This window comes from Massilia sp. CMS3.1, assembly GCF_051262535.1.
GTDB lineage: Bacteria > Pseudomonadota > Gammaproteobacteria > Burkholderiales > Burkholderiaceae_D > Telluria.
In genome coordinates, this window is record NZ_JBIMES010000007.1 from 181,627 (window position 1) to 206,606 (window position 24,980).

The following is a 24,980-nucleotide window of genomic DNA, read 5'->3' on the forward strand; positions in this document are numbered from 1 at the left end:
AAGGCCTAGACGGTGGAAGTCCCTATTTTGTGCAAGCAGAAAGAAAAGGATTGCGAGGCCAACTTGCAAGCCACCGTAAATCACCAGATATTCCGAGTGGCCACGGTTCGACATTGTGATGTATCCCAATCGTGTCGACATGCTTTGTGATGCAACTGTAGACCAAAATGCTAGTAGCAAATACAGTATCGAGTTGAGGTATAGATAACCTTGTATCATATATTTCCAAACAAGAGATTGAATTGCCCCATTAAGTCGCGCTCGGTCTTCAACGTAGCTAACCGAGCCGCGATCGAATTTGGTGGATCCTATGTACTTAAATATTCTTTATAAAAGCTATCAAGTCGCTCAGCGGCTTGGTCGACGTAGGGTTGTTTATCATACATGTCGTAATGCCCGGCACCTTGGATGACAAAAAGGTCCTTCTTATTGGTCGCCTGGCCCCAGAGGTGCTTTCCATCTTCAAAAGAAAATGTGGTCCCTAGTCTTCCAGCCACGATCACTTGAATAGGCTGAGACAGCAACTCCCCGACGAGGTGAAACGCATCGAAGCCTAGAACAAGCGCGTCACCTCTAAAGAATCGGCGATTTGTCGAGTTCTTGTTGTAACCGCGCGGGGTCCGATAAAATTCCACAGCTTCAAGGGTATCGGGGTCCACGATGCCAGCCGCTTTCGCTTCTTGCAAGCTGTCCGGAATCCATTGGACACGAAGCGGATCCCCACCACGGGCTTCGACGTTGCGCTGCTTCCCGACTGCTTCGATGGTTTTAAGGACCGCTCCAACTGAAAGCTCGGCTTGTCGGAAGGCTCTGCCTAAATTCACTGCGACGACTGTTCCAACGGCCTTAAATCGATGCTCGGTAAGGGCGGCATTTACCGCATAACCGCCGCCAGCGCAAATGCCTAGCACGCCTATGCGATCTTCTCCGACGTACGACTGCGTTGCCAGAAAATCCACGGCGCATCGGATATCTTCAACGCGAGCCGCAGGGTCCTCCAAGTCTCTTGGCTCCCCGCCGCTTTCGCCTTGATGTGATGGGTCGAACGCAAGAGTGACATACCCCTTTTCTGCCATCTTCTCGCCGTAAACGGCCCCGATTTGTTCCTTCACGCTGCTTCCTGGGGTAACGATGACGAGCGCTGCGTATTTTTGGTTCGCGTCAAACCCGTTGGGAAATCGTAAATCACCAGCGATGTCGATGCTGCCGTTTTTAAACGAAATGTGTTTCAGTTCACAAGCCATTTCCTGCTCCTTTATGCGCTAATTTATTTACCGGCTATGCCTGAGGTCGTATGGCGCGGGTGCGACGACTGGCGCTAAATAGGCGATGCGATTCTGGTCCCGTTGACTTTGTTTCGCGGTGTTCACACATTTCTACTAGTCCAACATTTTAAGTATAGGCCACACCCCTACGCTGCGCAAAGCCATGGGCGCGCGGTTGCCCAGTGGGGTGAAAAAATACTTTAGTCGTGGAACTGAAATCGACCGTTCTCACGGCGACCTCATTAATTAGGAAATTAACGATTAACTCTAATTTTCCCGACCGACTTTAGCACCGACACAATCTAGAATAAATTCTTCTGCTTCACGCTTTTAACTCAGCGAAATAGCATGCGCCCACTATTTACCACGGGCTGCTTGCTCAATCACTTTCGCAACTGCTCGGGGCTGCGAAAGATAAACCGCGTGGCTCGCCTTAAGTTCCACGATGGTCGAGCCCGCTCTTTCGTACATAAAGCGAAGCAGCCGTGGCTCAATGGTGCGATCTTCTGTTGTGACAATGCCATAGCTGGGTTTGTTCTTCCATGCGGGTGCCGACATCTTCACGCCGAAAGCGCTGGGGTCAGTAAGGGTCTGCGAATCAGCGGCAAAGCGTGCGACCGTAGGGTCAACATCGGCCATTACATTCTTGATGAAGTTTTCGTGCGACATGTAAATGTAGCCGTCCTTTGTCGCTTTGATATCCTTGCCCGAAGCGGAAACGAAACGCTGCCCAAGATCGCCAACAGACTCGCCCTCCGCCGGCGCGAAGGCTGCAACATAAACCAGGGCCTTAACCTTTGCATCGTTTCCTGCCGCGGTCACAACGAAACCGCCGTAGCTTTGGCCGACCAATACGACCGGGCCGTCTTGCAGATCCAGCACACGCTTTGTCGCGGCAAGGTCGGCGTCGAAACCGGTTAGTGGCTGCTGGACAATCGAAACCTTATAACCATCCTTTTTTAGGATGTCGTAGACCGGGCGCCAGCCTGAGCCATCGACTAACGCGCCATGTACCAGGACAATATTCTTGACAGGCTCTGCCGCACTGCCGGTGAGGCAATGCAGTAGGGTAAAGGCGGCGAGGGCCATAGTTGTACGACGTTGCATTGTGAGCTCCTAGACTGCGGTTGCAGCGATTTGTCCAATATACAGAGGCTTTTAGTCGGCGACTAGATAGGATAAACTGCATGAACATATGAAACCGGTGCATAAATGAAGAGAGCAGATTTGGCTGACTTGGTCGCCTTTAGCGTCGTGGCGGAAGAGGGCAGTTTCACCCGTGCTGCAGGACGGCTAGCGATGTCGCAGTCGGCGCTGAGTCACGCCATGCGTTCGCTAGAAGAACGTTTGGGAGTGCCGCTTCTGTCGCGCACAACTCGACGTGTTGCAACAACAGAGGCGGGCGAAGAATTGTTGCGTTCCCTCTCTCCGGCATTTAAGGAGATTGAGTTAGCTCTCCTACTTCTTGGCGCTAAGCGGACTAAAGCTGCAGGTACTGTCCGATTGACGATGAGTGAGCACGCGGCACTGCTGTTGATTCGTCCAATTCTGCCGTCTTTCATAGACGCGTACCCGGATATAAACGTAGAGGTGGATGCAAACGATGGTTTCGTTGACATCGTCGCAGAGCGATTCGATGGAGGCATTCGCCGTGGCGAACACCTTCAGAAAGATATGGTTGCGTTGCGCCTCAGCGTGGATACTCGCGTCGTAGTCCTGGCGTCGCCAGCGTATATTGCAAGTCACGGAACGCCGAATGAACCCCGCGATCTGAGTGGCCATCGTTGCATTGGCTATAGGTTTGCGACGTCCGGCGCAGTATTCGCGTGGGAATTCCAGAAGAGGGGGCGTAAAGTTGAAGTCCGCCCCGATGGCCAACTAGTTTTTAACACTCTGGGTCTCATAATGGCGGCCGTAGAAGAGGGCCAAGGTATTGGCTACGTGTTCGAGGACCAAGTGGCTTCGCAACTGGCGAACGGATCGGTTGTGCGCATCCTGGAGTCTTGGTGCCCGGCCTTTCCTGGCTATTATATTTACTATCCTCGGCAACGACTGATGCCGTCAGCCTTCGCCGCGCTTCTCGCTGTCCTACGTGCTAATGTTTGAGGGCGCGTCTGAGGTCGGTTTCGCTTGGCCCGACACTGTATCTGTGAAATGTCAGGCGCGATTCCTCTGCAGAACGGCATTGCTAGGGCAGTTACTTCGGTAATCGTCCGACCACAGCGTAAAAGGAAGGCATTTTGAAGAGGCTCAAGCCAAAAATGCCCTATAAACTGAGCGAAAGCGGCTGAACCATTGGATTTGTATTTGGAGAAGCCTGATGGTTGCAGCAACACCGATTTTCTGCTGTGACAGGCACGACCCGATGCGAATGGGACAAGCCGACTGCGTTGGAACTCGCGCCTAAGCACCTCTGACTTTTGCCTGCAACAGTGCCCGCGCCAGTACCATAGATAGAAGCCAGCCAATATCACCCAGCAAGATGCCGTAGACTTCATTCGGGATGGACCGGTTTTCGGCAGCCATGGATTCGTCCGACGTGTGAGTAGCGTGAAGGTCTTGCAGGTCGCTTCGAACAGGCAGGCACACAATAGCAGCAGCCCGTCGATATGCCGCCAACCGCTGTTCGGGCAGTCCTTACGGATCAATGTTGGATGCGGCCGGCTCAAAGTATGGAGGCCGCAGCTAGTACCAGGCGCTGTGCCAGTGGTCTGCCATGTGCGGAAATGCATGCCGAAGGGTCAAGACAGCCACGGCTGGCCCTCTGAACGCGTAGATCTACTCTACGGTGCGCCATTGCGAACTTGGCGCTCGGCAGTTTCGCTTACCCAAGATGACTCAACGACAATCGAAATTACAGCTGAGCTCCGGACGTAACTACCCAGCGCGCGCCGCGAAACAACATTGACATGGGTCGACTGGCGTGTTCATATCGAGAGAATGCGCGAAGCATAAACCTGGTTTCCCACGTGCAAACGCTGCGCAACAATCATACCGCGACAGCACGAGTCCGCGTCGACCGTCGTCGCGTCACGAGCCACAATGATAGAAAGCTAGTGCGTTGCAAGCGAATTGCACGGACCACCTTTGGACTGACCTTTAAGGTTGCGATCCTACTGGCGTAGAAGGCGTCCCGCGTTGGGAGTTGAAGAGCCAATTGTCGATCTGGCGCCCCAGTTGACCAATCAGGCCCAGAAGTGGTTGACCGTGCCTGGAGCGCGAAGCATTTACATACTTGACGGACTGGATTATCAGCGAAAAGGGCGGTCATTCAATTGGGAAAATTCAGAGGTGAGCGCCCGTCTGAAGTAGGAGGATTCTTAGATGAAAAGGTGGTTCGCTTTACTTGTTTTTTTGCTCGGAATTTCGTCCTCGGCGTTCGCTGCTCCGTGCGGCATAGTAAAGGTCGGCTACACCGACCAACCCCGCCCGCCGTTCTTTCTCGGCTCCGGGCATGAGACCCCAGAGCCGCCGGGAATGGCTGTCGAACTTATTAGAAACAGCTTTGCGGCCCTCAATTGCCGCGTTCACTTCAAGCGCTATCCACCTGCACGGCTTGCCAGCGCGCTAAGCCAAGGAGCAGTCGACTTTTCATTCGTCGGTTTGGGTCCAAAGCTGGGCCGCGAAATCGCAGTTCCGACCCTGTCGAATGGCAATGTAGACAGGCAACGGGCACTGCATCTGAAGGGTGTGGTTTTTGTCCGCGCGAAAGACGGAATATCGCCGGTTGTGCTTCCTTCAGTTTATTTCAGGTCGCACGCACTTGCTGCTTATAAGGAACTGCAGGTTTTTAACGCGTTGCCGAGCGAGACCATTGTTGTTGATTACGGTGGCAAAGATATCTGGGCTAATTTCGAAAAATTACGCTTAAGCAGAGTCGACGGGGTCATGGCGGCGCTTTTCGATGTGCGTAGCATGGACGAGATCATCCTCTTTCGATATCAAGGTAGCATCGTTCGAATGCCGATTCCATTGACTTCTATTGACGTGACGCTCGCGACGAACGCAAGTTTTAAATTGCAGAATCCGTTGCTCGTCGCTCAGACGTGGAACCAAATACGCGACAACTGGCCTGACGAACTCGAAACGCTGATGAAAGCAAGCAAGCGATCATCGGACGATCTTTCTATGCTGCCAGAGTGGTAGATGTATGAGCAAGGTTCGCTGAAAATACGTTTCCTGATACCAATCGACTGCTACACCTTCATGGTCCGTGCAAGGCGTCATCATTTCTTGGGGAGATTTCAACTATGCGCATGACAATCAATATAAATGGGGTAGAGCACGATGTACCGACAGACCCGCGCGTGTCTTTGCTCGATATGCTTCGCGAAGATTTGCATTTGTCAGGTACTAAAAAGGGTTGTGATCAGGGAGCGTGCGGCGCCTGCACCGTGTTGGCAGATGGTGAGCGCATCTTGTCGTGTATGGCGTTGGCAGTGCAATATGCAGGGCGCTCAATCACCACGATCGAGGGGCTGGAGATGGACGGTGCGCTCCACCCCTTGCAGCAGTCGTTTATCGAACATGACGGGTTTCAATGCGGATACTGCACGCCGGGACAAATTTGCTCAGCCCTTGGTATGACCAGCGAATTGCTGCGCGGCGTCCCAAGCCAAGTCACTGCGGATCTGTCCAGCGCCTTAATTTCCATGACGCGGGATGAAGTCTGCGAACGCATGAGCGGTAACCTGTGCCGCTGTGGCGCCTATAACGGGATCGTCGCTGCGATCCTCGACGCCCACCGGGAGCCGGCACCATGATCCCGTTCAACTATGCACGTGCGGCAGACGCGCAGCAGGCCGTGCTGCTGGGCGAGCAATCGGGCGCCAAATATCTGGGTGGCGGGACCAACCTGGTCGACCTGATGCGCGAATCGTTGGAGCGTCCGGTTGCGCTGGTCGACGTCAGCGGCTTGCTGCATTCAATCGAAGAGCTGCACGACGGCAGCTTGCTGATCGGTGCCGGGGTGAAGAACACGGCGCTGGCGGAACACCGATTAGTGCGCGCACGCTATCCTCTATTGACTCGCGCGATCGTCGCCGGTGCGTCAGCGCAAATTCGCAACATGGCGACGGTGGCCGGCAATGTCCTTCAACGCACGCGCTGCACCTATTTTTACGATCAAGCCGGCTCGCGCTGCAACAAGCGTACGCCGGGACAGGGGTGCGACGCCATCGACGGCTTCAGCCGCAATCATGCGATTCTCGGCGCGTCATCTTCCTGTGTAGCGACTCATCCCTCTGATATGTGCGTCGGATTGGCCGCGCTAGACGCAAAAGTCCATCTGCAGAGCGCGCGTGGCACCCGCGTGCTGCCGTTGACCGAGTTGCATCGGTTGCCTGACGAACATCCCGAGTACGAAACAATGTTGCAGCCAGGCGAGTTGATCACGGCAGTCGAACTGCCGCCATTGCCGTTCGCCGCGCGATCCACCTATCGAAAGGTGCGCGACAGGGCCAGCTATGCTTTTGCCCTGGTTTCGGTCGCCGCCGCGCTCGACGTCGAGGATGGCATCATTCGCGACGTCCGGCTCGCGCTCGGCGGCGTCGCCCCTAAGCCGTGGCGTGCGTGGCAGGCCGAGCATTCGCTCAAAGGCCAGTTGGCCACAGTGGAAAATTTCCGCGCCGCCGCCGCAATCGAATTGGCTGGCGCGGTGCCACTTCGCGATAACGGTTTCAAGGTTGAATTGGCTCAGCGAGTTCTGATCGCCGTTCTGAATGGCCTCATGGAACAACAGGCGAAGGAGGAAAACGGATGACCATAGTCCAAACAGGTGCCACGGCTGTGTCGACCAAAGCAGTCGAGCTCGCACCCGACGCATACATTCCAGGTGCCAAGCCTGATCCTCTGGCCAACGATGACCATAGCTTGATCGGCGCCCCTGTGTCGCGCCTCGACGGGCCGCTAAAGGTGCAGGGGCAAGCACGATTCGCGGCTGAATTTTCGATAAGAGGCATGGCTTACGCATCGCTTGTCTACAGCACTATTGCGAAAGGGCGCATCGCAACCCTCAACACTGCCGCGGCTGAGGCGGCGCCAGGGGTGGTGATGGTCATGACGCACCATAATGCTCCGCCGATGAAGCAGGTGCCGCTGTTCCTCACAGGAGAAAAAGCCTTAGGCGGCTCTTCTTCACCGGTCTTTCAGGATGACGCTGTTCGCTGGAACGGTCAGCCCATCGCGCTCATACTGGCCGAGACGCAGGAGCAGGCCGACCATGCCGGCACCTTGGTACGCACGACTTATTTTACCGAAACCGCAGTCACAGCAATGTCTGTTGCCAAGGCGAACGGCACCGCGCCCGGAACTTTTCAGGGAGAGCCGCTGAAAACCGAGGTCGGTGACGCCGAAGCCGTGCTGGCAGCGGCGCCGTACCAGGTCGATGAAATTTATCGCACCCCACGTCATAACCACAACGCGATCGAACTGCATGCCGCCACAGTAGCTTGGAACGGCGACGAACTGACCATCCACGATGCCTCGCAAGCCGTGGCGCACATGGCTTGGTCGATGGCCGAAGTGTTCGCTATCAAGGAGGAGCAAGTCCACGTTACTTCGCCCTTTGTCGGCGGTGGATTTGGTGGCAAAACGCTGTGGCAGCACCAGGTTTTGGCGGCGGCTGCGAGCAAGATTGCTGGCCGTCCGGTAAGGATCGTGCTGTCGCGCGAAGGCGTGTACCGCGTGGTAGGCGGGCGCACCGTGACCGAACAGCGGGTAGCGATCGGTGCACAGGCCGACGGGCGCTTCGATGCGCTCATCCATACCGGAGTGGTCGCCATGACGGAGCACAATGCGCTGCCCGAGCCGTTTGTCCTGCCGGCCCAGTGCGTCTACGCCGCCGGCAGCTTCAAGCTGGATGTGGAAGTTGCAACGATGAATATGCTAGCCAACACCTTCATGCGTGCGCCGGGAGAAGCGGTCGGCACTTTCGCCCTTGAAAGCGCCGTTGACGAACTGGCCGAGCGACTGGGGATGGACCCCATTGCCCTGCGAATGCGCAATGAACCGGCCAAGGATCCGCTGACTGGCACCCCGTTTTCTTCGAGGCACCTGGATGAGGCCTACCGCATGGGGGCACAGCGCTTTGGCTGGGCAAACTGGAGCAGCAAACCTGGCACGCGCCGCGAAGGTGAATGGTTGGTAGGCATAGGCTGCGCGACCGCCACTTACCCCTATTACCGCATGCCAGGCGGTGCGGCAAGAATCACGCTGTCAAGAGAAGGGCATGCCCGCGTCGAGGTAGCGGCACACGAAATGGGCATGGGCACGGCCACTGCTCAGACACAAGTCGCTGCTGCGCGGCTCGGGTTGCGGATGGACCAGGTCAGCTTTGTCTATGGCGACTCCGCGTTTCCAGGAATTGTCCTCGCGGGTGGTTCCCAGCAGAGCGCCTCGATTGGCGCGGCAGTGTCCGCCGCACATCGTGTGTTGGTCACTGAGCTGCTGGAGATGATCGGAGGTGAGTCCCCTCTCGCCGGTCTAAAGGCAGACGAGGTTGGCTGTTTGCATGGCGGCTTGGGCAAGTTGGACGATTCGCAGCGCTTTGAAAGCTATGCGTCCATTCTTGAGGGAGCGGGGCGGGATGAGATCAGCGTCGAGGCGAGCGCGCCGCCACCTCTCGAAATGCGGCATTGGTCGATGCATTCGTTCGGCGCCATTTTCTGCGAAGCACGGGTCAACGTTGTTAGCGCGGAGGTCCGAGTGAATAGACTGCTGGGCGCCTTCGACTGCGGCCGCATTCTAAACGCCAAGACGGCCGCTAGCCAGTTTCGCGGTGGCATGATTATGGGTATAGGTTTGGCGTTAATGGAAGAAACCCAGTTCGATGAGCGTAACGGTCGCGTCATGAACCGGAGTCTCGCCGAGTATCATGTCCCAGTAAACATGGACGTGCCAGAGATTGATGTGATGTGGACTGATATTCCCGACCCGCATACACCGATGGGCGCTCGTGGCGTCGGCGAGATTGGCATCACTGGCACCGCCGCGGCTATTGCCAACGCGGTGTATAACGCCTGCGGCAAGCGCATACGCGATTTGCCGATCACCCTCGACAAGGCCGGTAGATGGAAGGGCGCGGAAACTGATAGCAGCCTGATGGGGTACTGATCACAAGGCAGCTGTGGGAGCGGTGCAAAGGGCGTTGGATTTGAACGGATTCCGTGGATCTGCATGATCGAAGGAGCTAAGGGCATGAGCGTCATACAAAAAGTGATGGAGGCCGTCGTAAAGCTTTTGCCTGATGCGCCCGTTGACCCGTTGATTGCCACACGCGACGCGGTCGGCCAGCCGTTGTCGCGGGTCGATGGGCCGCTCAAAGTCTCGGGTACAGCGCGCTTTACCGCCGAGGTGGCGTATGACGGGCTGCTCTATGCCACCATGATCTGCAGCACGATCGCCAAGGGCCGCATCAGCCGCCTCGATACCGCCGATGCGATACGTGCACATGGCATCTCCCTCGTGATGACGCACGAGAACGCTCCCAAAATGGCGCCTCCGCCGCAGTTGTTCACCGACCCGAAGGCCGCATCGTTTAGCAACCTTCCTGTCATGCAGGACGCCAAAATTCATTGGAACGGTCAACCCATCGCTTTGATAGTCGCGGAAACGCAGGAACAGGCCGATTACGCCGCCACCCTCGTGTGCGTTACGTACGACCTCGAGCCTGCCGACCTGTCGTTCGGGACACTAAAGTCCGGCGCGAAGTCGCCCAAGCACATCATGGGTGAAGATGCTGCAGTGAGCGTCGGCGGCGATGCCGAGGCGGCTCTCGCTGCGGCCGAGTTCCGCGTCGACCAAATCTACCGCACTTCGCGAAATACCCAGAACGCAATCGAACTGCACGCGACCACCGCACTGTGGGACGGCAACGAACGGCTGATCGTCCACGACGCCTCCCAGTCGCTTGAGGGCGCCCGGTATACCTTCGCTAAGGTATTTGGGCTGAAACCGGAAAATGTACGCGTCCACGCTCCCTTCGTTGGGGGTGCTTTCGGCAACAAGACCGTGTCGTGCCACCAACTCCTTTGCATCGCGGCGGCCAAGCTCACCGGGCGGCCAGTCCGCATCGTCCTGACGCGCGAGGACGTGTTCCGCGTCGTCGGCGGACGCACGCTGTCTGAACAGCGCGTCGCGCTCGGGGCCAAGCGCGACGGCACGCTCTCCGCTTTAATCCATACCGGCACGACCGCGATGACCGCCCACAACGAGTTCCCCGAGCAGTTCACCTTTCCCGCGCGCCACCTCTACGCTGCAGACACGCTTTTGCTCGAACAGAACGTCGTCCTGCTCGACATGGTAGCCAACACCTCGATGCGCGCGCCGGGCGAGTCGATCGGCACGTTTGCGCTCGAGTCTGCGCTTGATGAACTTGCGATCAAGATGAATATTGACCCCATCGATCTGCGGCGACGTATCGAACCCGGGATCGACCCGACCAAGAACACGCCCTTCTCATCGCGCAACATCATCCAGGCTTACGCGGCCGGCGCCGAACGCTTCAGATGGGCGGACCGCAACCTTGTGCCCGGATCGCGGCGGGAAGGGGAATGGCTGATCGGCCAAGGCGTTGCCACCGCTTACTATCCTTATCACCGGATGCCGAGCGGCATAGCGCGCATTCGGCTCACCGTCGATGGCCGCGCGGTCGTGCAGATGGCGAGCCACGAGCTCGGCATGGGCACCGCCACGGTGCAGTCCCAGCACGCCGCCGATCGGCTCGGCCTGCCGGTTGACCGTGTCGCCTTCGAATATGGCGACACAAACTTGCCGACCGGCACTGTCGCCGGCGGATCGTCGCAGACGGTCAGCATCATAGCCGCCGTGATCGCAGCGCAAGGGGCACTGGTGAAAAAGCTACTCAAACTGGCCGGCAACACCTCGCCGCTCGCCGGTGCCAAGCCCGACGAGGTCCATTCGCGGGCCGGCGGCCTGTACCTTAACGACGTGCCGGATCAAGGCGAAACATATATCTCAATATTGGCCAACGCGGGCCGCGACCAGGTCGAGGCGGAGGCAGTTGCCTCGAACCCGAACGAGATCGTGAAATACTCAATGCATTCTTACGGCGCGCAGTTCTGCGAGGTTCGCGTGAACGACGTCACCGGTGAAATCCGCGTGTCTCGTTTCCTGGGTTCGTTCGACACCGGTAGCGTCCTTAATCCCAAGACGGCCGCTAGCCAGTTTCGCGGCGGTATCATCATGGGCCTTGGTCTAGCGTTGACCGAGGAAAGCCTGTTCGACGAACGGTCGGGCCGGTTCATGAATCCCTCACTCGCTGAATATCACGTTCCCGTCCACGCTGACGTGCCGGAGATTGATGTGATGTGGACCGACATCCCCGACCCGCACGCCCCGATGGGCGTGCACGGGGTCGGCGAGATTGGCATCACCGGTGTCGCCGCTGCGGTGGCCAACGCGGTCTACAATGCGACTGGCAAGCGAATCCGTGAATTGCCAATCACGCTCGACAAGGTGCTGGCCGCCTGAATCTATGGTGCTGAGCGTGGCAATCGTTTGCAAAAGCCCCCGCCCGTTCGGTTGCATGTACGCGCCGCGCCCAGCTTGGCCTGGGTACGCTCGCGGATCAGGTTGTGCCGAACTCGGTCTGTGCGGTGCACGGACGGTGCACGGGCCGGCCGCCGCGCGATGTAGTGCCGATGTTTTTGTGCTGGCCGCGCGGCACGACCTTAGCGGCCTCGAGTCGTGTGACCGGCAATAAAGTGCTCGAGCGACCGGCCCAGCCGGGCCAGCCCCTCAGAGACACGGCTTCAGAGATTCCTTTTGCGAGACGAGACCACGAATCCTTAGCTCTTATCGAGCGAAAACTGAATCCCGGCGGTGCCGCCCGTTTCAATAAAAAGTTCCATGAACGCGGGGACGGTTTCGCTCCGAGCCCAGTCACGCTGAAGTTCACAGAACAACTGCACCACGCTAATCATTTTTCCACCGGCCTGTTCGATGCGCCGTAATGCCGCATCGTGTGCTGCTCCCGACGTTCCGCCCACAGCGTCGACTACGACGTAGACTTCAAAACCTTCCTTTAGCGCGTCGAGAGCTGGAAAGGTCAAGCAGGCCTCCGTCCATAACGCTGTCATGACGAGCTTCGTGCGGCCCGTTGCCTTCACGGCAGCTTGGAACTCAACATCCTCCCACGCGTTAATGGTGGTGCGGTCATAGGTCGGAACGCCCTCAAGCACCTTGAGCACCTGTGGAATCGGCGGCTTATTGAGGCCAGTCTTGACGTTGACGGTCGAGTGCACGATGGGTAGGCCGTAGGCAAGTGCGGCCTTAGACGCTCCGACAATGTTGTTGATTAATAGCTGTCGATCCATCGACGCGATTGAGTTTATTTGTGCTGGTTGATAGTCGATGATAAGAAAGGCTGAGTTGGCTGGAGTAAGCAGCTGGTCCTTGCCTGCGTCTCGGATCGTTTCACTGGTCATAATAGCCTCCTGAAATGAACTAATGTGTTGAAGCGCAACACCCGCTGTCATCCTGAGGCGAGTACCTCAGTTCCTGTAAAAATGGCGCTACTTCATATACATGTTCGACGCGTCTGAAGGTCCATGCGCGAGGTCGCCGTGGTTCGCGGTGCAGGTATGCGAGTGGCAGCGGCCCTCATGGTCAACGAAGGCGTTGCCGCATCCCTGGCACACCACGCGGACGCCTAAGCCCTTGGCGGTGTCCTCCTCGCTGACAATGCCGGCCAGGTCTCGGTAGTCCGCACCCAGCACGTGCACGCTGCACTGTAGGCAGTAGGAAGCCATTACGCCAGGTCCGCCAGCTTGCTGTCTACGCGCCCCACCTTTAACTTGACGGTGCGCGTCCTCAACTTGACGCCCGACTTTTCGGCGGCGTCGAGGCCGTCAATGTACTTGTCCGTGGCCCAGCCGAAGTGGTTGATGAACGCCTCTTTCTGCGCGCGCGCTGGAAGAACATGCAGAACCAGTATTCAATGTCGTTGGCGACTGTCAAAGTCTCGGCCTGCTGCTCACTGGCCGCGTGAATGTGCGCCAATTCGTAGTTGATTACTTCCATACCGACGGACATCTCTGGCGTTTGCAACTTAATAGGCTTCCAATTTTTCGACGCCGTTATTTCATACTAAGAAACGGGTGCAGCGCGCTGGCGACAGCCTCTGGACATTCTTCCAAAACGAAGTGGCCGCACCCTTCCAGTCGCTTGCCGCTGACGTCGTTAGCAATACTCTTCATAGTGTTCGCCATTGCATCACCTACGCCGAATTGTCCGCCAATCGCCAGCACCGGCATTGCCAGTTTAATTTGAGCACGCTCGACGTTCTGCTTGAGTCCTGCATTGCTGAAGGCCTCACGATAATATGAAAATGCGGCGCGAGTTCCGCCAGGTAGGGTATATACACGCACGTATTCGTCCATCACCTCCGGTGTGAACACCCAACTGCGGTTTGCCTTCTGTTGAAAGATCCAATTCAGATAGGCACGCTCATGTCCTTCTACGAGGATTTCGGGCAGGTCGTCGAGGCGGTTGAAGGCGAAGTGCCAGGTATGAGTATTGGCGCTGTCGGTTGGGATACCAGCCGGGTTAGGCGGCGTAATGCCCGGAAGTGCCGCTTCCATCACCGTAAGGCGCCGAACGTCCCCTGGCCAGTCGGCCGCCAACGCATAAGCTATCCAAGCGCCGACGTCATGGCCGACGACATCGACCTTTGCGTCACGTGCTAAACCTGTTGCGGCGATAAATCGGTGTATTTCGGCGGCAACCGTGCGGGTGTCATAACCAGAGCGGGGATGGGATGAATCCCCCATTCCCCGTGGATCAATGGCGATGACTCGATGTCCCGAAGCGACGAGCGCCGGCATTACCATCCGCCACGCATACCAGCTCTCAGGCCAGCCCGGGATCAGCAGCACTGGGGCACCTTGGCCACCTTCAACGTAATGGATCTTAACGCCGTCGAGTGTGATGGCGGCATGATGAAACGTTTGCCAGAACGGATCGAGTGTCGCTTGTTTTTGTGTCGGAGCGGCTGCAAACGCGGCAGCGCAGGGCATAACGAGAAGTAACACCAACAGGCGAAAATTGAGAATTTGTTTCAGGACTAGGTGCAGCGTTGCGCGCAAAGCGACGAGCAGGCCGGCAGGTTTCTTGAACATGATAAATCCTTTCATTTTGCAGGACGGTGTGATCGAATATCTGAATAAATCAACCCCGAGGACTGGTGTCTTTGTCGCTTAAAGAAGAGGGAGGGGAGGGCTTTGCAAGAAATCCGGTGCAGTAGTAAGCGATTGCAGCCAACGCCATGCCGAGGCCGATTGATGCCGCCAAAGTCCATCCTGCCCTAGCGTAAGCCCAGCCGCCAATCAATGCTCCCAGAGCTCCGCCGGCAAAAAAGAATGCCATGTACAAGCCGTTTAGCCTGCTGCGTACGTCGGCTCCAAGAATAAAAAGAGCACGCTGTCCGAGCACGAAATTCGCGGTGACGCCGAAATCGAGCAAAATGGCGCAGGCCGTCAACAAGCCCAGTTCGCCTGGGGAGCCAGAGTCGGTAAACATGCTCAACAAAAACGCCATGGCCACAGCGAGCATCGAGAATACCGTTGCGGGTTCGCTCCAACCGCGGTCCGCAATCGTGCCTGCAATTGGTGCGGCAACGGCGCCTGCAACTCCGGCAAGGGCAAACAGTGCGATACCGTTCTGCGACAAATGGAATGTAGTTTTTAGCAGGAAAGGTACCGTTGTCCAGAAGAGGCTGAACCCGCCGAACAGGAAAACGTGGTACAACGAGCGACGCTGCAGTATTCGGTTCGTGGCGGCCAAATGAAGCATTGACGTTAACATCGCACCGTAACGCAAGCCAGGGGCGGGCTGACGCTGAGGCAGGCTTAGCCTTAGAATCAGCGCTACTGCGGCCATCACAAGCGCCGAAATGAAGAACACTGCATGCCACGAGAGCAATTGAGAAATTACACTCGCGATAGGCCGCGACATCATGATGCCGAACATTAGCCCACCCATAACGTTTCCGACTACCCGCCCACGTGTTGCAATCGGCACCAAGTGAGCGACGTATGGAACCAGCACTTGCACTGCGACCGCGCCGACGCCGATCAAGAAACTCGCAGTGAGAAATGCGTATGCGTTAGTCGACATTGCAGCTGCAACCAGCGCAAAAATGCAGATGGCCAAGAGACAAAGCATAAGGCGACGATTCTCGAACCGGTCCCCTAGTGGCACAATCAGCAGCAATCCTAGGCCGTAGCCAGCCTGCGTCATCGTCACTATCAATCCCGACGATCCGGCCGACAGACCGAGCGCCTGGCCTATGGGGCCGGTAAGCGGCTGCGCATAGTAAAGGTTCGCGGCGATAAGGCCGCACGCGACAGCTAGCAATATGGTCAAGCGCGAATTGAGCGGCGAGGGTATGGTTGTTTCGGTCATGATTTCTTTTGGGAACATTCGTTCCCTAATTGGGTAAAATAAATTTCAAACTATTGGAGTACTTTCAAAGCCTGCTCGACGACGGCATTCATTTGTGCTTTCGAAGCGCCGACCTTTCCCACCACCCGCATGCCCTGTAGCAGACAGAGCGTGAAGCGCGCAACCCCCGCGGCGTCGATGCGGGAGGCGATCGAACCGTCCGACTGTCCTAGCAGAATCAGCTCGCGCAACATATTTTCGTTACGCTCAAAAGCAGTCTTGACCTTAGTCGTAATTTCTTCGTCGAATGTAGCAATGCCCGCGGCCGTACCCACCACCATGCACCCACGCACACCCTCTTGGCTTTGCGCTGAGTCGGCGTAGAACGTGAGCGCGATACGAAACTTGTCGTAACCAGTCTCACCTTTGGACAGCCGCTTGCGGAGTTGCTCGCCGCGGACCGACACGTACCGGTCGAAGGCCGCCAGGAAAACGGCGCGCTTATCCTTGAACGCTTTATAAATGCTGCCAGTAGGCAGCCCAACCGCGGCGCTGAGGTCGCCGATGGAGGTGGCGTGAAAACCGCGCTCGCGAAATACCAGCACAGCATTGTCCAGCATGTCGTCCATGTCGAATTCGCGCGGACGCCCCGGAGTGCGTGGGGTGATGGAAGGTGGATGAGACGAAGAGGTCATACACGCATTATAGGAAATATTCATTCCCTAATCAAGGCATGCCTGAAAACATGGGATGGAAGCGCGTCTGCCCTTTTGACCTGGCACCAAAGGGCGACGCCAAGTGAAATCGCTCTTGCCCAATGGCCGTCATGTAAAAGTCGAATAAGCACATGCGTTCCATACCTGTTTTCGGGTATGGCTTGATTAGGGAATTAATATTCCCTATAATGGGCGCATGACCTCATTTTCTCACCCACCGTCCATCACCCCACGCAATCCCGGGCGTCGGCGCGCATTCGACATGGGCGAGATGCTGGACAAGGGGTGCTGGTATTTCATGAGCGCCGTTTTCACGCCACCTCCATTTGCGACCTCAGCGCCGCGGTCAGGCTGCTGACTGGCAGCGTCTACACGGCATTCAAGGCATGCGGTCTGTGGGAAAGGTCGGCGCTTTGAAGGCACAGATGATTACCGTCGTCGAGCAGGCTTTGAAAGTATTCGTATAGTTCGAAATTTATTTTAACTAATTAGGGAATACCAAGATTGGCGATCCGCTGGTCGGTTTGACCAAACATGTGGACTTCGAGACTCGGTTCGCCAGCATAACCGCAACGGAAGGCCGCGCCCAAGCCAACACCCAAAACTAGTGTCGAAATCCCCAGTTTGCGGGGGGGCTTTGCACTGGCCCGGAAGGTGGCCGAGATAGGAATATAGGAGGTCCCCACTCTTTGACGGTGCCAAGCATGGATTCCGAATCAATTTCTATTTCGATCGCTATGCTCAAAGGCGTCATCACGGGCAAGACCTACGATGTGGTTGCCGGTGAGCACGGCGTGACGCGTACGGCGGTCGAGCGTCGCATCAAGGCATTGGCACTGAAGCTGTGCCAGGAAGTGGGTATCGAAGGGCTCAACCAGGATGGTCTGGCGTTCGTACAGCGACTCCGCAAATGTAGTGAGGGTGTCACGGCGGCACTTGAAAGGTACACACCAAATCTGTCACACGAAAGACCAGCAAGGCGAATATTGACGGACGAGGAAATTGGGCTGGCAGTGCAGCGCACGCGTGTACGCAGCAGTTGCCCACACCGCGACATCGCACTGCTCTATATTTTGCTGTCCACTGGTGCGCGCCCGCTCGAAATCGCGCGTTTGGAAGTGTGTGATTATCTAGACTTTGGCGGCAATGTGCGGGAGCAGTCGGCAATGCGCGCGGAGGTGGCAATCAACAACAAGGCTAGGCCGCTCTTTTTTGCAAGTAGTAAGGTCGCCGAATCTATCGATAGCTATTTGGCGGAACGACTACGCCGGGGATATGCCGTCGCAGATCCGTCCTGCTATCGCGGCCTTGACCCACATAGCCGCCTGTTTCTGACCGAGACAGGTGCAGCATTCGACATCGTGAGCTACGGCGAGGCGGGGCAGACGCGATTTCTGTGCCGAGGTATTCTCGATACCTATCGTAAGATCTTCCGGCGCATCGGGCTCGAGGGGCTGTCGGCACTTAACGTGCGACGGGCGGTCGCCGCCCGCTTGCTCGAACGTGGTGCCGCCGAGGACCAGATTGGCGAAGTCCTGGGGATCAGCGAACTCAAGTCGGTGAGGGAGCTTCTTCCAGACGTGCGTCGGCCTTTGCACCTGGTCGTGCGGGAACTGGTGTGAGCGCCGCCATGGAAGACCAGCGCTTCTTCATCAACGGATCTACCTTTGCAGCGAATGACGAGCGCTTGCAGGATGCGCTCGCGCGCGTCTACGACACACCCGAGCGTCCGCGCTGCCTGTGCGTCCCGGGCGGGATCGAAATGTACGTCGCCAAGCACCGACTGTTCGTGGTCAAACGCATGCCTGAGACGGGGACAAGCCACCACGCATCCTGTCCATCCTATGAGTCGGAGTTGTACCAATCGGGACTGGGAGAATTGATGGGGGAGTCGATCATCGAACATTCTGCCGAATCCGTGGAGCTGCGCGTTGACTTTCCCTTGGTCCGCGTTCCAGGCCGGACCGTTCCCTGCGGCGAACAGCACGAGCCTTCCGAGGTCAGTGTTCCCAGACGCAGGATGAGCCTGCGCGCCGTCATGCACTTCCTGTTCGAGCGGGCAGGGATGAACCGCTGGGTTCCAGCGATGGAGGGCAAGCGCAATCAGGGCGTACTGCACAGGTATCTGATGGAAGCGGCCGAAGATGTCGTGACAAAAGGCGTGCGCTTGTCGGAGCGCCTCTACGTGCCCGAACCGTTCAGCGAAGCGACAAAGTCGCATACTGCGGAGCGTAGACGCAACAAGCTCGCGGTGCTCCATGCTCCCGACGACGAGTCGCAATTCAAGATGGCCCTGGTATTGGGGGAGTTCAAATGCAGCGAGGCGACCTCGTTTGGGCGCAAGGTATGGGTCAAGCATATGCCCGATGCGCCGTTGTTCATTAACACCAAGGCATGGGAGCGGATAGAACGTGTCTACGGCAGTCTTTTCGATGCGCGCGATGCGGACACATCCCACAAACCTCGCGTCGTCATGTGCGCCTTAATATACGCAAAGCGGGAGCACACCTATCAGATCGACAAGGCCAGCTTCCTGTTGACTACGGATCAATGGATTCCGGTCGATGGCATCCATGAAATTGATTTGATCGATGCGCTGGTCGCGCACCATCGTCGATTCATGAAGCCGTTACGCTACGACGCCAAGAGCGCCGCGCAATTTCCGAATGCGCTACTGCTTGACGCCGGCGATACACCGGTGGCCTTACACGTCGTGAGCGCTTTCATGGAGGCCAAGGAGCGAGGGCTAAAGGAAAAATTACTCAAAGCCAGCGGCACCAGGGAATGGGCCTGGACCACCGACACGCCGATGCCGGCATTGCCCGCCGCAATTAAACCGGCAGCAATGCGCCGTTGACGCCACGGCCGAATTGCCGCTGCACTTTTTTGGCGCCATCAGTTGCACTATTCTTGGGGGGCACAGTTGATGTGAGGCGGATGCAGGAGATCATGAATTCGCGAGATGTCTCGCTATTCATGAAGGAGCGCTTCCATGGGCAACACAATGGTATCTATCAACGGCAGCGGTCAGGCGCCGCCAACGCTGCTCGGGCATGGCCCGGTGCGCATTGCGACCGGCGGAAAGATCCGCGCGGGCATCAAGGTACTGACAAAAAAAGCGGCGGACAACCCGCAAGCCAAAGAGATCTACGATCAGGGCGTCGCATCGGGCCAGTCATTCGAGCAGATCGAAAAATTCATCGGTGAGGCGCTGCCCAAACTGAAAACGCCGTTGGTCCCGAAGAACGTAGCCTGGTTCACGGTCCGTGGCCAGGACTTCCCCAATCCCGAAATCGCAAGCCAGATCCTCGATACCTTCGGCGAGGAGCGCGGCGACGGCGTCAAGCGCTTATATCGTTTTCCAGTCGTCTTTCCCTCTGACATGTGGCAGGCAGTGATGCCGCATGAATTGGTCGCCTGGGGGGCGAGTGAAAAGAAGTTCTGGTCGGAATATGCGCCGGACGGCCGGGTGCGCTATTGCAAGTGCTTCGCTCCCGTACCGATGAATGACACCGGCAGGCGCGTGATCCGTGTGTTCGGCGGTCGCAAAACTACATTGCGCAGCGAAAACGGTGGCCTGTGCGACCCGGAAGGCTGCGCCGAATACCAGCAGCGGCAATGCAATCTGTCTGGGCGCTTCATCTTCTTCATACCGGGTATCAAGTCGATCAGCGCGTTCGAACTGCACACAAACAGTTTTTACGCGATGAATGCCGCAATCCAGAAATTCGAAACCATTGCCTTCATGCGCGGCGGGCGGATATCGGGTTTTCTCGATGCCAAGCAAACGCCTTTCTATATCACCAAGAAGCTGATGGACGTGCCGCATATCGATGAAACTGGACGGGCGGTGCGGGTAAGGCAGTGGATCATTGAAATCGAGGCGCCGATCGACGTGACCGCGCTGTTGCGCGCGCATGACGACGAGGATACTGCAATCGTCAACGCGCAAATCGCAAGCCAGATTCTCGAGGGGCCGCTCGACGTGGGCCCCACCGGGGCCGCCCAAGCGGCGGCGCCCCTTGCTGACATTCCCCGCTCGCAGATATGGTCCGACATCGACAAGGCGGGCGCCATCGACGCCAAACAAGAGTCAGCGCGACCTGATGTAGCGCATACGCGGGACAGCGCTTCGGCTACGCCGAAGGCTGGCGCGCAGTCGGCCGGAAGGGAGCGCAACGCCGGTCCTAGCCTGGCCCAGGTGATAGACGTCGCTTCGTCCTATGGCATTGATGCGGTGACGTTCGAGGCCTACGCGGACCGCAGTTGGGGAAGTGGATGGAAGCACAACGCCGATGGGCGCCGACGGGCGCTGGAGGAGCTTGGACGCTATCGCAACGATCCGCAGGGATACGTCGACAAGATCGCATCGCAATTGAAGTAGCAGCGCGGCCAACGGGAAGCGAAGCGCTTGAGTCCCGACCGCAGGGGCGGGCGATGGTTATGCGCTTCTCTGCCCACAAGCCAGGCGGTGGACGTTGAACGCGGCAGGTAGTGAACTATCTTTTGACCGGCCTTTGATGAAACGACTTGGGAGGACGACCATGATTCGCATTGCGCAGTTTTCTGACCTGCACTACAGCGGCAAGCATCTTGCGGAAGCCGACCGCTGCTTCAGCCACGCTGTTGATCGGGCAATTGCCCTGGACGTCGATGCCGCGGTGATTTCGGGCGATTCGACCGACCACGCACTCGACTTGCATGCGCCGGCCGCCCTGCGCCTGGCTAGCAACGTCAGGCGCCTGGCGGAGCATTGCCCGGTCCTCATGCTCCAAGGGACCTATTCGCACGAGCCACCCGGGACGCTGGCGATATTCCGCTTGCTCGGTGGCCGCTTTCCGGTGCATGTCGCGGACCGGATCGGCCAGGTCGCGTTATCAAACGACGGCAACTGGATCGCCTCGGAGAGCTGGCGCTTCGCGCAGCTTCCCGGCGCCATGCGCGCGCTTTTCTCGTGCGTGCCGACGGTAAACAAGGCGACCGTGGCCGCAGCGTTCGGTGCAACGTCTGCAGCGGTTGCCGTCGGCGAGCAACTCGGTGCGCTGCTGTCCGGTTTCGGCCCCACCAACCGGGCCGCACGAGAAGCTGGGGTCCCGACCATTGGCGTCTCGCACGGTACGGTCTATGGCTGTATGACCGAACACGGCGTGCCGATGGCGGGCTTCGATCACGAATTCACGACCGGGTCTCTATTCGGTGCGCAGGCCCAGGCGTTCATGCTTGGCCACATTCACCGCCATCAGGAATGGGAGGACGGTGGTCGGAGGATAGCGTATGCCGGATCGATTGGCCGTTTCCACTACGGAGAGGAGGGGGAAAAGGGCTTCCTGCTATGGGAGGTCGGTGCGACAGCGGCGCGGCTGGCGCTTTATCCCACGTCCGCGCGCCGGACGATCGATTTTTGCTTTGAGGGCAAGCCGGATATCGAAGCGCTGCAGGCAGCAATCAACGCGCAGGAGGTCGCGGGTGCCTTCGTTCGGGTTCGCTGGAACATCGCCGACGAGGACCGGCATCAGGTCGACCGCGATGCGATTGGGCGCATCTTGAACGCCGCAGCGGAGGTCAAGCTGGAGGGCCGCATCGTGCCAGTCGTTCGGACGCGAGCTACAGGATTGTCGCAGGCAGCGACGATTGCCGACAAGGTCCAAGTATGGGCACGGGCGACCAAGGTAAAGGCTAATCCGCTGCTCGCTTGCCTGGAGTGCCTTCAAACGTGTGCACCGGAGGAGATCGTGTCCGAGATTCTGGAGCGCGGTGTCGAGGCGACTGTTCGGGATTTTTCTGACACACGGGCCACGGCATACCAGGCGCCATCGGACGTCGCCGCTGACACCATGCCAGATCTGGTTTAGTCAGATCAATGGTGGCAGCGCTGGGGTTGAAGTGTGCCATGTCTGAGCGACACTGGTTCCAGATCAATTATGGAGATAGCTATGTCGATAGGTACGATCAAGCTTGCTCAGCTAGAAATGCCGATGCGTTCGGCGAATGTAAGGGAGTCATCATGACACCGCTCTCGCTCACTCTGAAAGGATTCCGGGGCATTCGCGACGGCCTCGGCCGGGGCGAACTTTCACTGGATTTGGATGCTCTTGTCAGCGGCGCGAGGCTGATAGCCATCGCGGGATCGAATGGCCGGGGCAAGACCACGTTGATGGACAATATGCATCCATACCTGATCATGCCATCGCGGGCGGGTGTCGCCGGCCCGGGCGGGTTTTCCTACTACGACCATGTGTATCTGCCCGAGAGCGAAAAGGACCTGATCTGGGAGCATGAGGGACTGCGCTATCGGTCGCACATCGTTTTCCGACTCAATGGCAAACGCAAGACCGAGGCCTTCCTGTTCAAACAGGACGTTCAGGGATGGGGGCCGGTGTGTCTGGACGACGGCACCGTGTCGGACGGCAAGGTCGAAACCTACGAGCGGTGCCTGGAAGCGATCCTGGGAAAGGCCGAGACTTTCTTCACGTCGGTTTTCTCGGCGCAGGGAAAACGGCAACTGACTACCTACAAGAATGCGGAGATAAAAACCTTGCTGGGAGACCTGCTTGGACTGGACGAGATTCGACAGCTTGGCCAGCGAGCTGCGGAGACAGGACGGTTGTTGAAGGCTGGACTCAGCGCCATCCGTCAAGCGCAGACCACCCTGGATGATGAATTGCGGCGGGTGGAAGGCGAGCGGGCTCGCATGGCGGACGCACGGATGCGGGTAACGAGCGCGACTGTAGCAAAACATTCGGCACAGCAGTCGCTCGACGCCGCACGGGCAAAGCAGACGCAACTAGCAGCAGAAAGGGATCAGGCACATCAAACAGAACTGCGGCGATCGGACTTGCTGTCTGATCGGAGGGCAGTGATCCAATCCGGACGGGAAGCCGTGCAATCGCTGGACGTGCAGGATGCCCGGGAGCGGCAACGCTTGACCCAACTGCAACAACGGGTTGCGGCGCGCGCCGAGCAGGCGCGGTTGCGGCGGCATTCGTTGGAGGACAAGCGCAGGAGCCTCAACCAAATTCTATCCCGTGCCAGCGCCGTGATGCGCGCTTGCCGACGTCAGAACCTAGCGGAACGCATCGTCGCGGCCCACAGCATGCGCGTCACACAATGTCGTCATGCGGTCCAGCGGCTGGCGGAACTCCAAGGACACGACAGGGCGGCCCTGCAAAAAATTGCCGCCATCGAACGCGAAGCGGGACAGGCATCGCTGAGGGCCGCAGAGCTGGCGCGGCGATTCGGCCTGACGCAGGAAGTGCCATGCTTTGGTACCGATCTGCAGGGACGCTGCAAGCTGCTGGGCGATGCGAGAGAGGCGAAGACGCTGATGCCCAGCGCCGACCTGGAAATTGCTAACCTGTCCCAGAGGAAGCGGGTGGTCAATGATGAGCTGAGCGCGCTACGTGCGCAACGCTCCGCGCTTGCCGAATCGCCGGCTAGTCTCATTGAGGCGGAACGCCGATTGGAAGGTGCGCGGCTGCGGGCGTCGCGATACGCCGTGTTGGCGGGCCAGGCCGGCGAGATCAGGCAGGCGCGCGCGGCGTTGTCCGGCCTGGTTCAGGAGTTGAACGCAATGACCGAGACCGGCTTCGTTGGCGAAACCACGGAGGAGTTTGTGGAACGTCAGAAGATCGCGTCGACATGCAAGGCAATTGCCGCAGAGCGCGGGCGACAAGAATCACAGTTGCGTAGCACGCTGCGGCGCCTTGAAACCGCAATCGCCGGGTTGCCCGCGCCGTACGACGAGCAGCGGCTTGTTGCCGACGCGCGTGCTGTGGAGGTGGCCGTGAACGCGGTGAATGCGACCGAGCAGGCGCACGTCGCTGCCGTGCAGGATGCACAGTCGCTGGAACTGGTGGACCGGCAGGCCGCCGACCTGTGTGCGCGCAAGGCGCGGGGGGCGCAGCGGACGGCTGCGGTCGAGGAGGAACTGGGAAACTGGATGCTGTTCGCCAAATGCCTGAGCAATGACGGGGTGATTGCGCTGGCGATCGATGACGCTGGCCCCGTGCTGTCCGGCCTCGCGAACGACCTGCTGCTGGCCTGCTATGGCGGCAGGTTCACGGTGTCGATCAAAACGCTGGTCGAGACGGGAAAAGGAGAACCGCGCGAGGGATTCGACATCGTGGTGCACGATTCCGAGTCGACCGAAAGCAAGAGCGTGGGCCTGATGAGCGGCGGCGAACGGGTCTGGATCAATGAATGCATGGTGCGCGCGGTGGCCTTGTATCTCGCCCAACATGCCGGGCGCCGCTATGCGACCTTGTTTTCCGACGAGGCCGACGGGCCGCTCGATCCCGAACGCAAGCGGATGTTCATGGCGATGAAACGGGAGGTGTTGCGCCTGGGTGGCTATGAGCAGGAATTTTTTGTATCGCAAAACCCCGACCTGACCGCAACGGCCGATGCGATGATTGACCTCGATGCCTTTTGTCTTCCGGGAAGATGACAGTTCAGACTCGAGTTGGGCTCATTTCCATGAGCAGTTTTTCATTCTCTTGAGTGCGCTTGGCATCAGAGTCTGGCTTCGATAGCGTTACGTCTATAGCAGTTATAAATTGTACGAACTCAGACTTGATCTGATGGATCGTGTCCGATG

The 24,980-nt window shown here is 58.0% G+C and carries 17 protein-coding genes; 11 read left to right on the plus strand and 6 right to left on the minus strand.

Annotated features, from left to right (window positions below; translation table 11 throughout):
- Positions 1-308 precede the first annotated feature (308 nt).
- Together ACHAC9_RS13385 and ACHAC9_RS13390 are read right to left on the minus strand one after the other, a co-directional pair.
- Positions 309-1,244 (minus strand): alpha/beta hydrolase, encoded by a 936-nt coding sequence (locus tag ACHAC9_RS13385; protein ID WP_435760494.1) that lies wholly within the window; start codon positions 1,242-1,244, stop codon positions 309-311.
- Between the two features lie 378 nt (positions 1,245-1,622).
- Positions 1,623-2,372 (minus strand): alpha/beta fold hydrolase, encoded by a 750-nt coding sequence (locus ACHAC9_RS13390; RefSeq protein WP_435760495.1) that lies wholly within the window; start codon positions 2,370-2,372, stop codon positions 1,623-1,625.
- A 105-nt stretch (positions 2,373-2,477) separates the two neighbouring features.
- On the opposite strand from ACHAC9_RS13390, the gene ACHAC9_RS13395 reads away from it, so the two are divergent.
- The 6 genes from ACHAC9_RS13395 (at position 2,478) to ACHAC9_RS13420 (ending at position 11,756) form a co-directional block, all read left to right on the plus strand.
- Positions 2,478-3,371 carry a LysR family transcriptional regulator gene (locus ACHAC9_RS13395; RefSeq protein ID WP_435760496.1) on the plus strand — a complete coding sequence of 298 codons (894 nt, stop codon included), beginning with the start codon at positions 2,478-2,480 and terminating at the stop codon, positions 3,369-3,371.
- Positions 3,372-4,589: 1,218 nt separating this feature from the next.
- On the plus strand, positions 4,590-5,411 hold the full coding sequence (locus tag ACHAC9_RS13400; protein ID WP_435760497.1) for a hypothetical protein: 822 nt from the start codon (positions 4,590-4,592) through the stop codon (positions 5,409-5,411).
- Between the two features lie 104 nt (positions 5,412-5,515).
- Positions 5,516-6,028 carry a (2Fe-2S)-binding protein gene (locus tag ACHAC9_RS13405; protein WP_435760498.1) on the plus strand — a complete coding sequence of 171 codons (513 nt, stop codon included), beginning with the start codon at positions 5,516-5,518 and terminating at the stop codon, positions 6,026-6,028.
- Entirely contained in the window at positions 6,025-7,026 is a 1,002-nt protein-coding gene (locus ACHAC9_RS13410) for an FAD binding domain-containing protein (protein ID WP_435760499.1), read from the plus strand. Before ACHAC9_RS13405 ends, ACHAC9_RS13410 begins: the two co-directional genes overlap by 4 nt.
- Positions 7,023-9,377, plus strand: coding sequence for a xanthine dehydrogenase family protein molybdopterin-binding subunit (locus ACHAC9_RS13415; protein ID WP_435760500.1), 2,355 nt, complete (start codon positions 7,023-7,025; stop codon positions 9,375-9,377). Before ACHAC9_RS13410 ends, ACHAC9_RS13415 begins: the two co-directional genes overlap by 4 nt.
- A gap of 84 nt (positions 9,378-9,461) precedes the next feature.
- Positions 9,462-11,756: a xanthine dehydrogenase family protein molybdopterin-binding subunit gene (locus ACHAC9_RS13420; RefSeq protein WP_435760501.1), complete on the plus strand. Its 2,295-nt coding sequence runs from the start codon at positions 9,462-9,464 to the stop codon at positions 11,754-11,756.
- 317 nt (positions 11,757-12,073) lie between these two features.
- Here ACHAC9_RS13420 and ACHAC9_RS13425 read toward each other — a convergent pair whose 3' ends face one another.
- From ACHAC9_RS13425 to ACHAC9_RS13440, 4 genes are all read right to left on the minus strand, one after another.
- The gene (locus tag ACHAC9_RS13425) at positions 12,074-12,712 is read right to left on the minus strand and encodes a hydrolase (protein WP_435760502.1); all 639 of its coding nucleotides are present in this window, start codon (positions 12,710-12,712) and stop codon (positions 12,074-12,076) included.
- 651 nt (positions 12,713-13,363) lie between these two features.
- Entirely contained in the window at positions 13,364-14,404 is a 1,041-nt protein-coding gene (locus tag ACHAC9_RS13430) for an alpha/beta fold hydrolase (protein ID WP_435760503.1), read from the minus strand.
- A gap of 49 nt (positions 14,405-14,453) precedes the next feature.
- Positions 14,454-15,689 (minus strand): MFS transporter, encoded by a 1,236-nt coding sequence (locus ACHAC9_RS13435; RefSeq protein ID WP_435760504.1) that lies wholly within the window; start codon positions 15,687-15,689, stop codon positions 14,454-14,456.
- A gap of 50 nt (positions 15,690-15,739) precedes the next feature.
- The gene (locus ACHAC9_RS13440; RefSeq protein ID WP_435760505.1) at positions 15,740-16,297 is read right to left on the minus strand and encodes a TetR/AcrR family transcriptional regulator; all 558 of its coding nucleotides are present in this window, start codon (positions 16,295-16,297) and stop codon (positions 15,740-15,742) included.
- A 791-nt stretch (positions 16,298-17,088) separates the two neighbouring features.
- Between ACHAC9_RS13440 and ACHAC9_RS13445 the strand changes: the two genes are divergently transcribed.
- From ACHAC9_RS13445 to ACHAC9_RS13465, 5 genes are all read left to right on the plus strand, one after another.
- The gene (locus tag ACHAC9_RS13445; protein WP_435760506.1) at positions 17,089-18,006 is read left to right on the plus strand and encodes a site-specific integrase; all 918 of its coding nucleotides are present in this window, start codon (positions 17,089-17,091) and stop codon (positions 18,004-18,006) included.
- Positions 18,003-19,241: a DUF1173 family protein gene (locus tag ACHAC9_RS13450; protein ID WP_435760507.1), complete on the plus strand. Its 1,239-nt coding sequence runs from the start codon at positions 18,003-18,005 to the stop codon at positions 19,239-19,241. The genes ACHAC9_RS13445 and ACHAC9_RS13450 overlap by 4 nt, the downstream gene beginning before the upstream one ends.
- A gap of 135 nt (positions 19,242-19,376) precedes the next feature.
- Entirely contained in the window at positions 19,377-20,768 is a 1,392-nt protein-coding gene (locus tag ACHAC9_RS13455; protein ID WP_435760508.1) for a hypothetical protein, read from the plus strand.
- A 160-nt stretch (positions 20,769-20,928) separates the two neighbouring features.
- Complete coding sequence (locus tag ACHAC9_RS13460; protein ID WP_435760509.1) at positions 20,929-22,236, plus strand: metallophosphoesterase family protein; 1,308 nt, start codon at positions 20,929-20,931, stop codon at positions 22,234-22,236.
- A 152-nt stretch (positions 22,237-22,388) separates the two neighbouring features.
- Positions 22,389-24,830 (plus strand): DNA repair protein, encoded by a 2,442-nt coding sequence (locus ACHAC9_RS13465; protein ID WP_435760510.1) that lies wholly within the window; start codon positions 22,389-22,391, stop codon positions 24,828-24,830.
- The last annotated feature ends 150 nt before the right edge of the window (positions 24,831-24,980 follow it).

What these genes read in the sequence shown, in the direction of transcription:
- ACHAC9_RS13440 (WP_435760505.1), bottom strand. Translation starts at nt 16,297, where the DNA reads ATGGACGACATGCTGGACAATGCTGTGCTGGTATTTCGCGAGCGCGGT.
- ACHAC9_RS13400 (WP_435760497.1), top strand. Translation starts at nt 4,590, where the DNA reads ATGAAAAGGTGGTTCGCTTTACTTGTTTTTTTGCTCGGAATTTCGTCC.
- ACHAC9_RS13420 (WP_435760501.1), top strand. Translation starts at nt 9,462, where the DNA reads ATGAGCGTCATACAAAAAGTGATGGAGGCCGTCGTAAAGCTTTTGCCT.
- ACHAC9_RS13435 (WP_435760504.1), bottom strand. Translation starts at nt 15,689, where the DNA reads ATGACCGAAACAACCATACCCTCGCCGCTCAATTCGCGCTTGACCATA.
- ACHAC9_RS13460 (WP_435760509.1), top strand. Translation starts at nt 20,929, where the DNA reads ATGATTCGCATTGCGCAGTTTTCTGACCTGCACTACAGCGGCAAGCAT.
- ACHAC9_RS13415 (WP_435760500.1), top strand. Translation starts at nt 7,023, where the DNA reads ATGACCATAGTCCAAACAGGTGCCACGGCTGTGTCGACCAAAGCAGTC.
- ACHAC9_RS13405 (WP_435760498.1), top strand. Translation starts at nt 5,516, where the DNA reads ATGCGCATGACAATCAATATAAATGGGGTAGAGCACGATGTACCGACA.
- ACHAC9_RS13455 (WP_435760508.1), top strand. Translation starts at nt 19,377, where the DNA reads ATGGGCAACACAATGGTATCTATCAACGGCAGCGGTCAGGCGCCGCCA.
- ACHAC9_RS13445 (WP_435760506.1), top strand. Translation starts at nt 17,089, where the DNA reads ATGGATTCCGAATCAATTTCTATTTCGATCGCTATGCTCAAAGGCGTC.
- ACHAC9_RS13390 (WP_435760495.1), bottom strand. Translation starts at nt 2,372, where the DNA reads ATGCAACGTCGTACAACTATGGCCCTCGCCGCCTTTACCCTACTGCAT.
- ACHAC9_RS13395 (WP_435760496.1), top strand. Translation starts at nt 2,478, where the DNA reads ATGAAGAGAGCAGATTTGGCTGACTTGGTCGCCTTTAGCGTCGTGGCG.
- ACHAC9_RS13410 (WP_435760499.1), top strand. Translation starts at nt 6,025, where the DNA reads ATGATCCCGTTCAACTATGCACGTGCGGCAGACGCGCAGCAGGCCGTG.
- ACHAC9_RS13465 (WP_435760510.1), top strand. Translation starts at nt 22,389, where the DNA reads ATGACACCGCTCTCGCTCACTCTGAAAGGATTCCGGGGCATTCGCGAC.
- ACHAC9_RS13385 (WP_435760494.1), bottom strand. Translation starts at nt 1,244, where the DNA reads ATGGCTTGTGAACTGAAACACATTTCGTTTAAAAACGGCAGCATCGAC.
- ACHAC9_RS13430 (WP_435760503.1), bottom strand. Translation starts at nt 14,404, where the DNA reads ATGTTCAAGAAACCTGCCGGCCTGCTCGTCGCTTTGCGCGCAACGCTG.
- ACHAC9_RS13425 (WP_435760502.1), bottom strand. Translation starts at nt 12,712, where the DNA reads ATGACCAGTGAAACGATCCGAGACGCAGGCAAGGACCAGCTGCTTACT.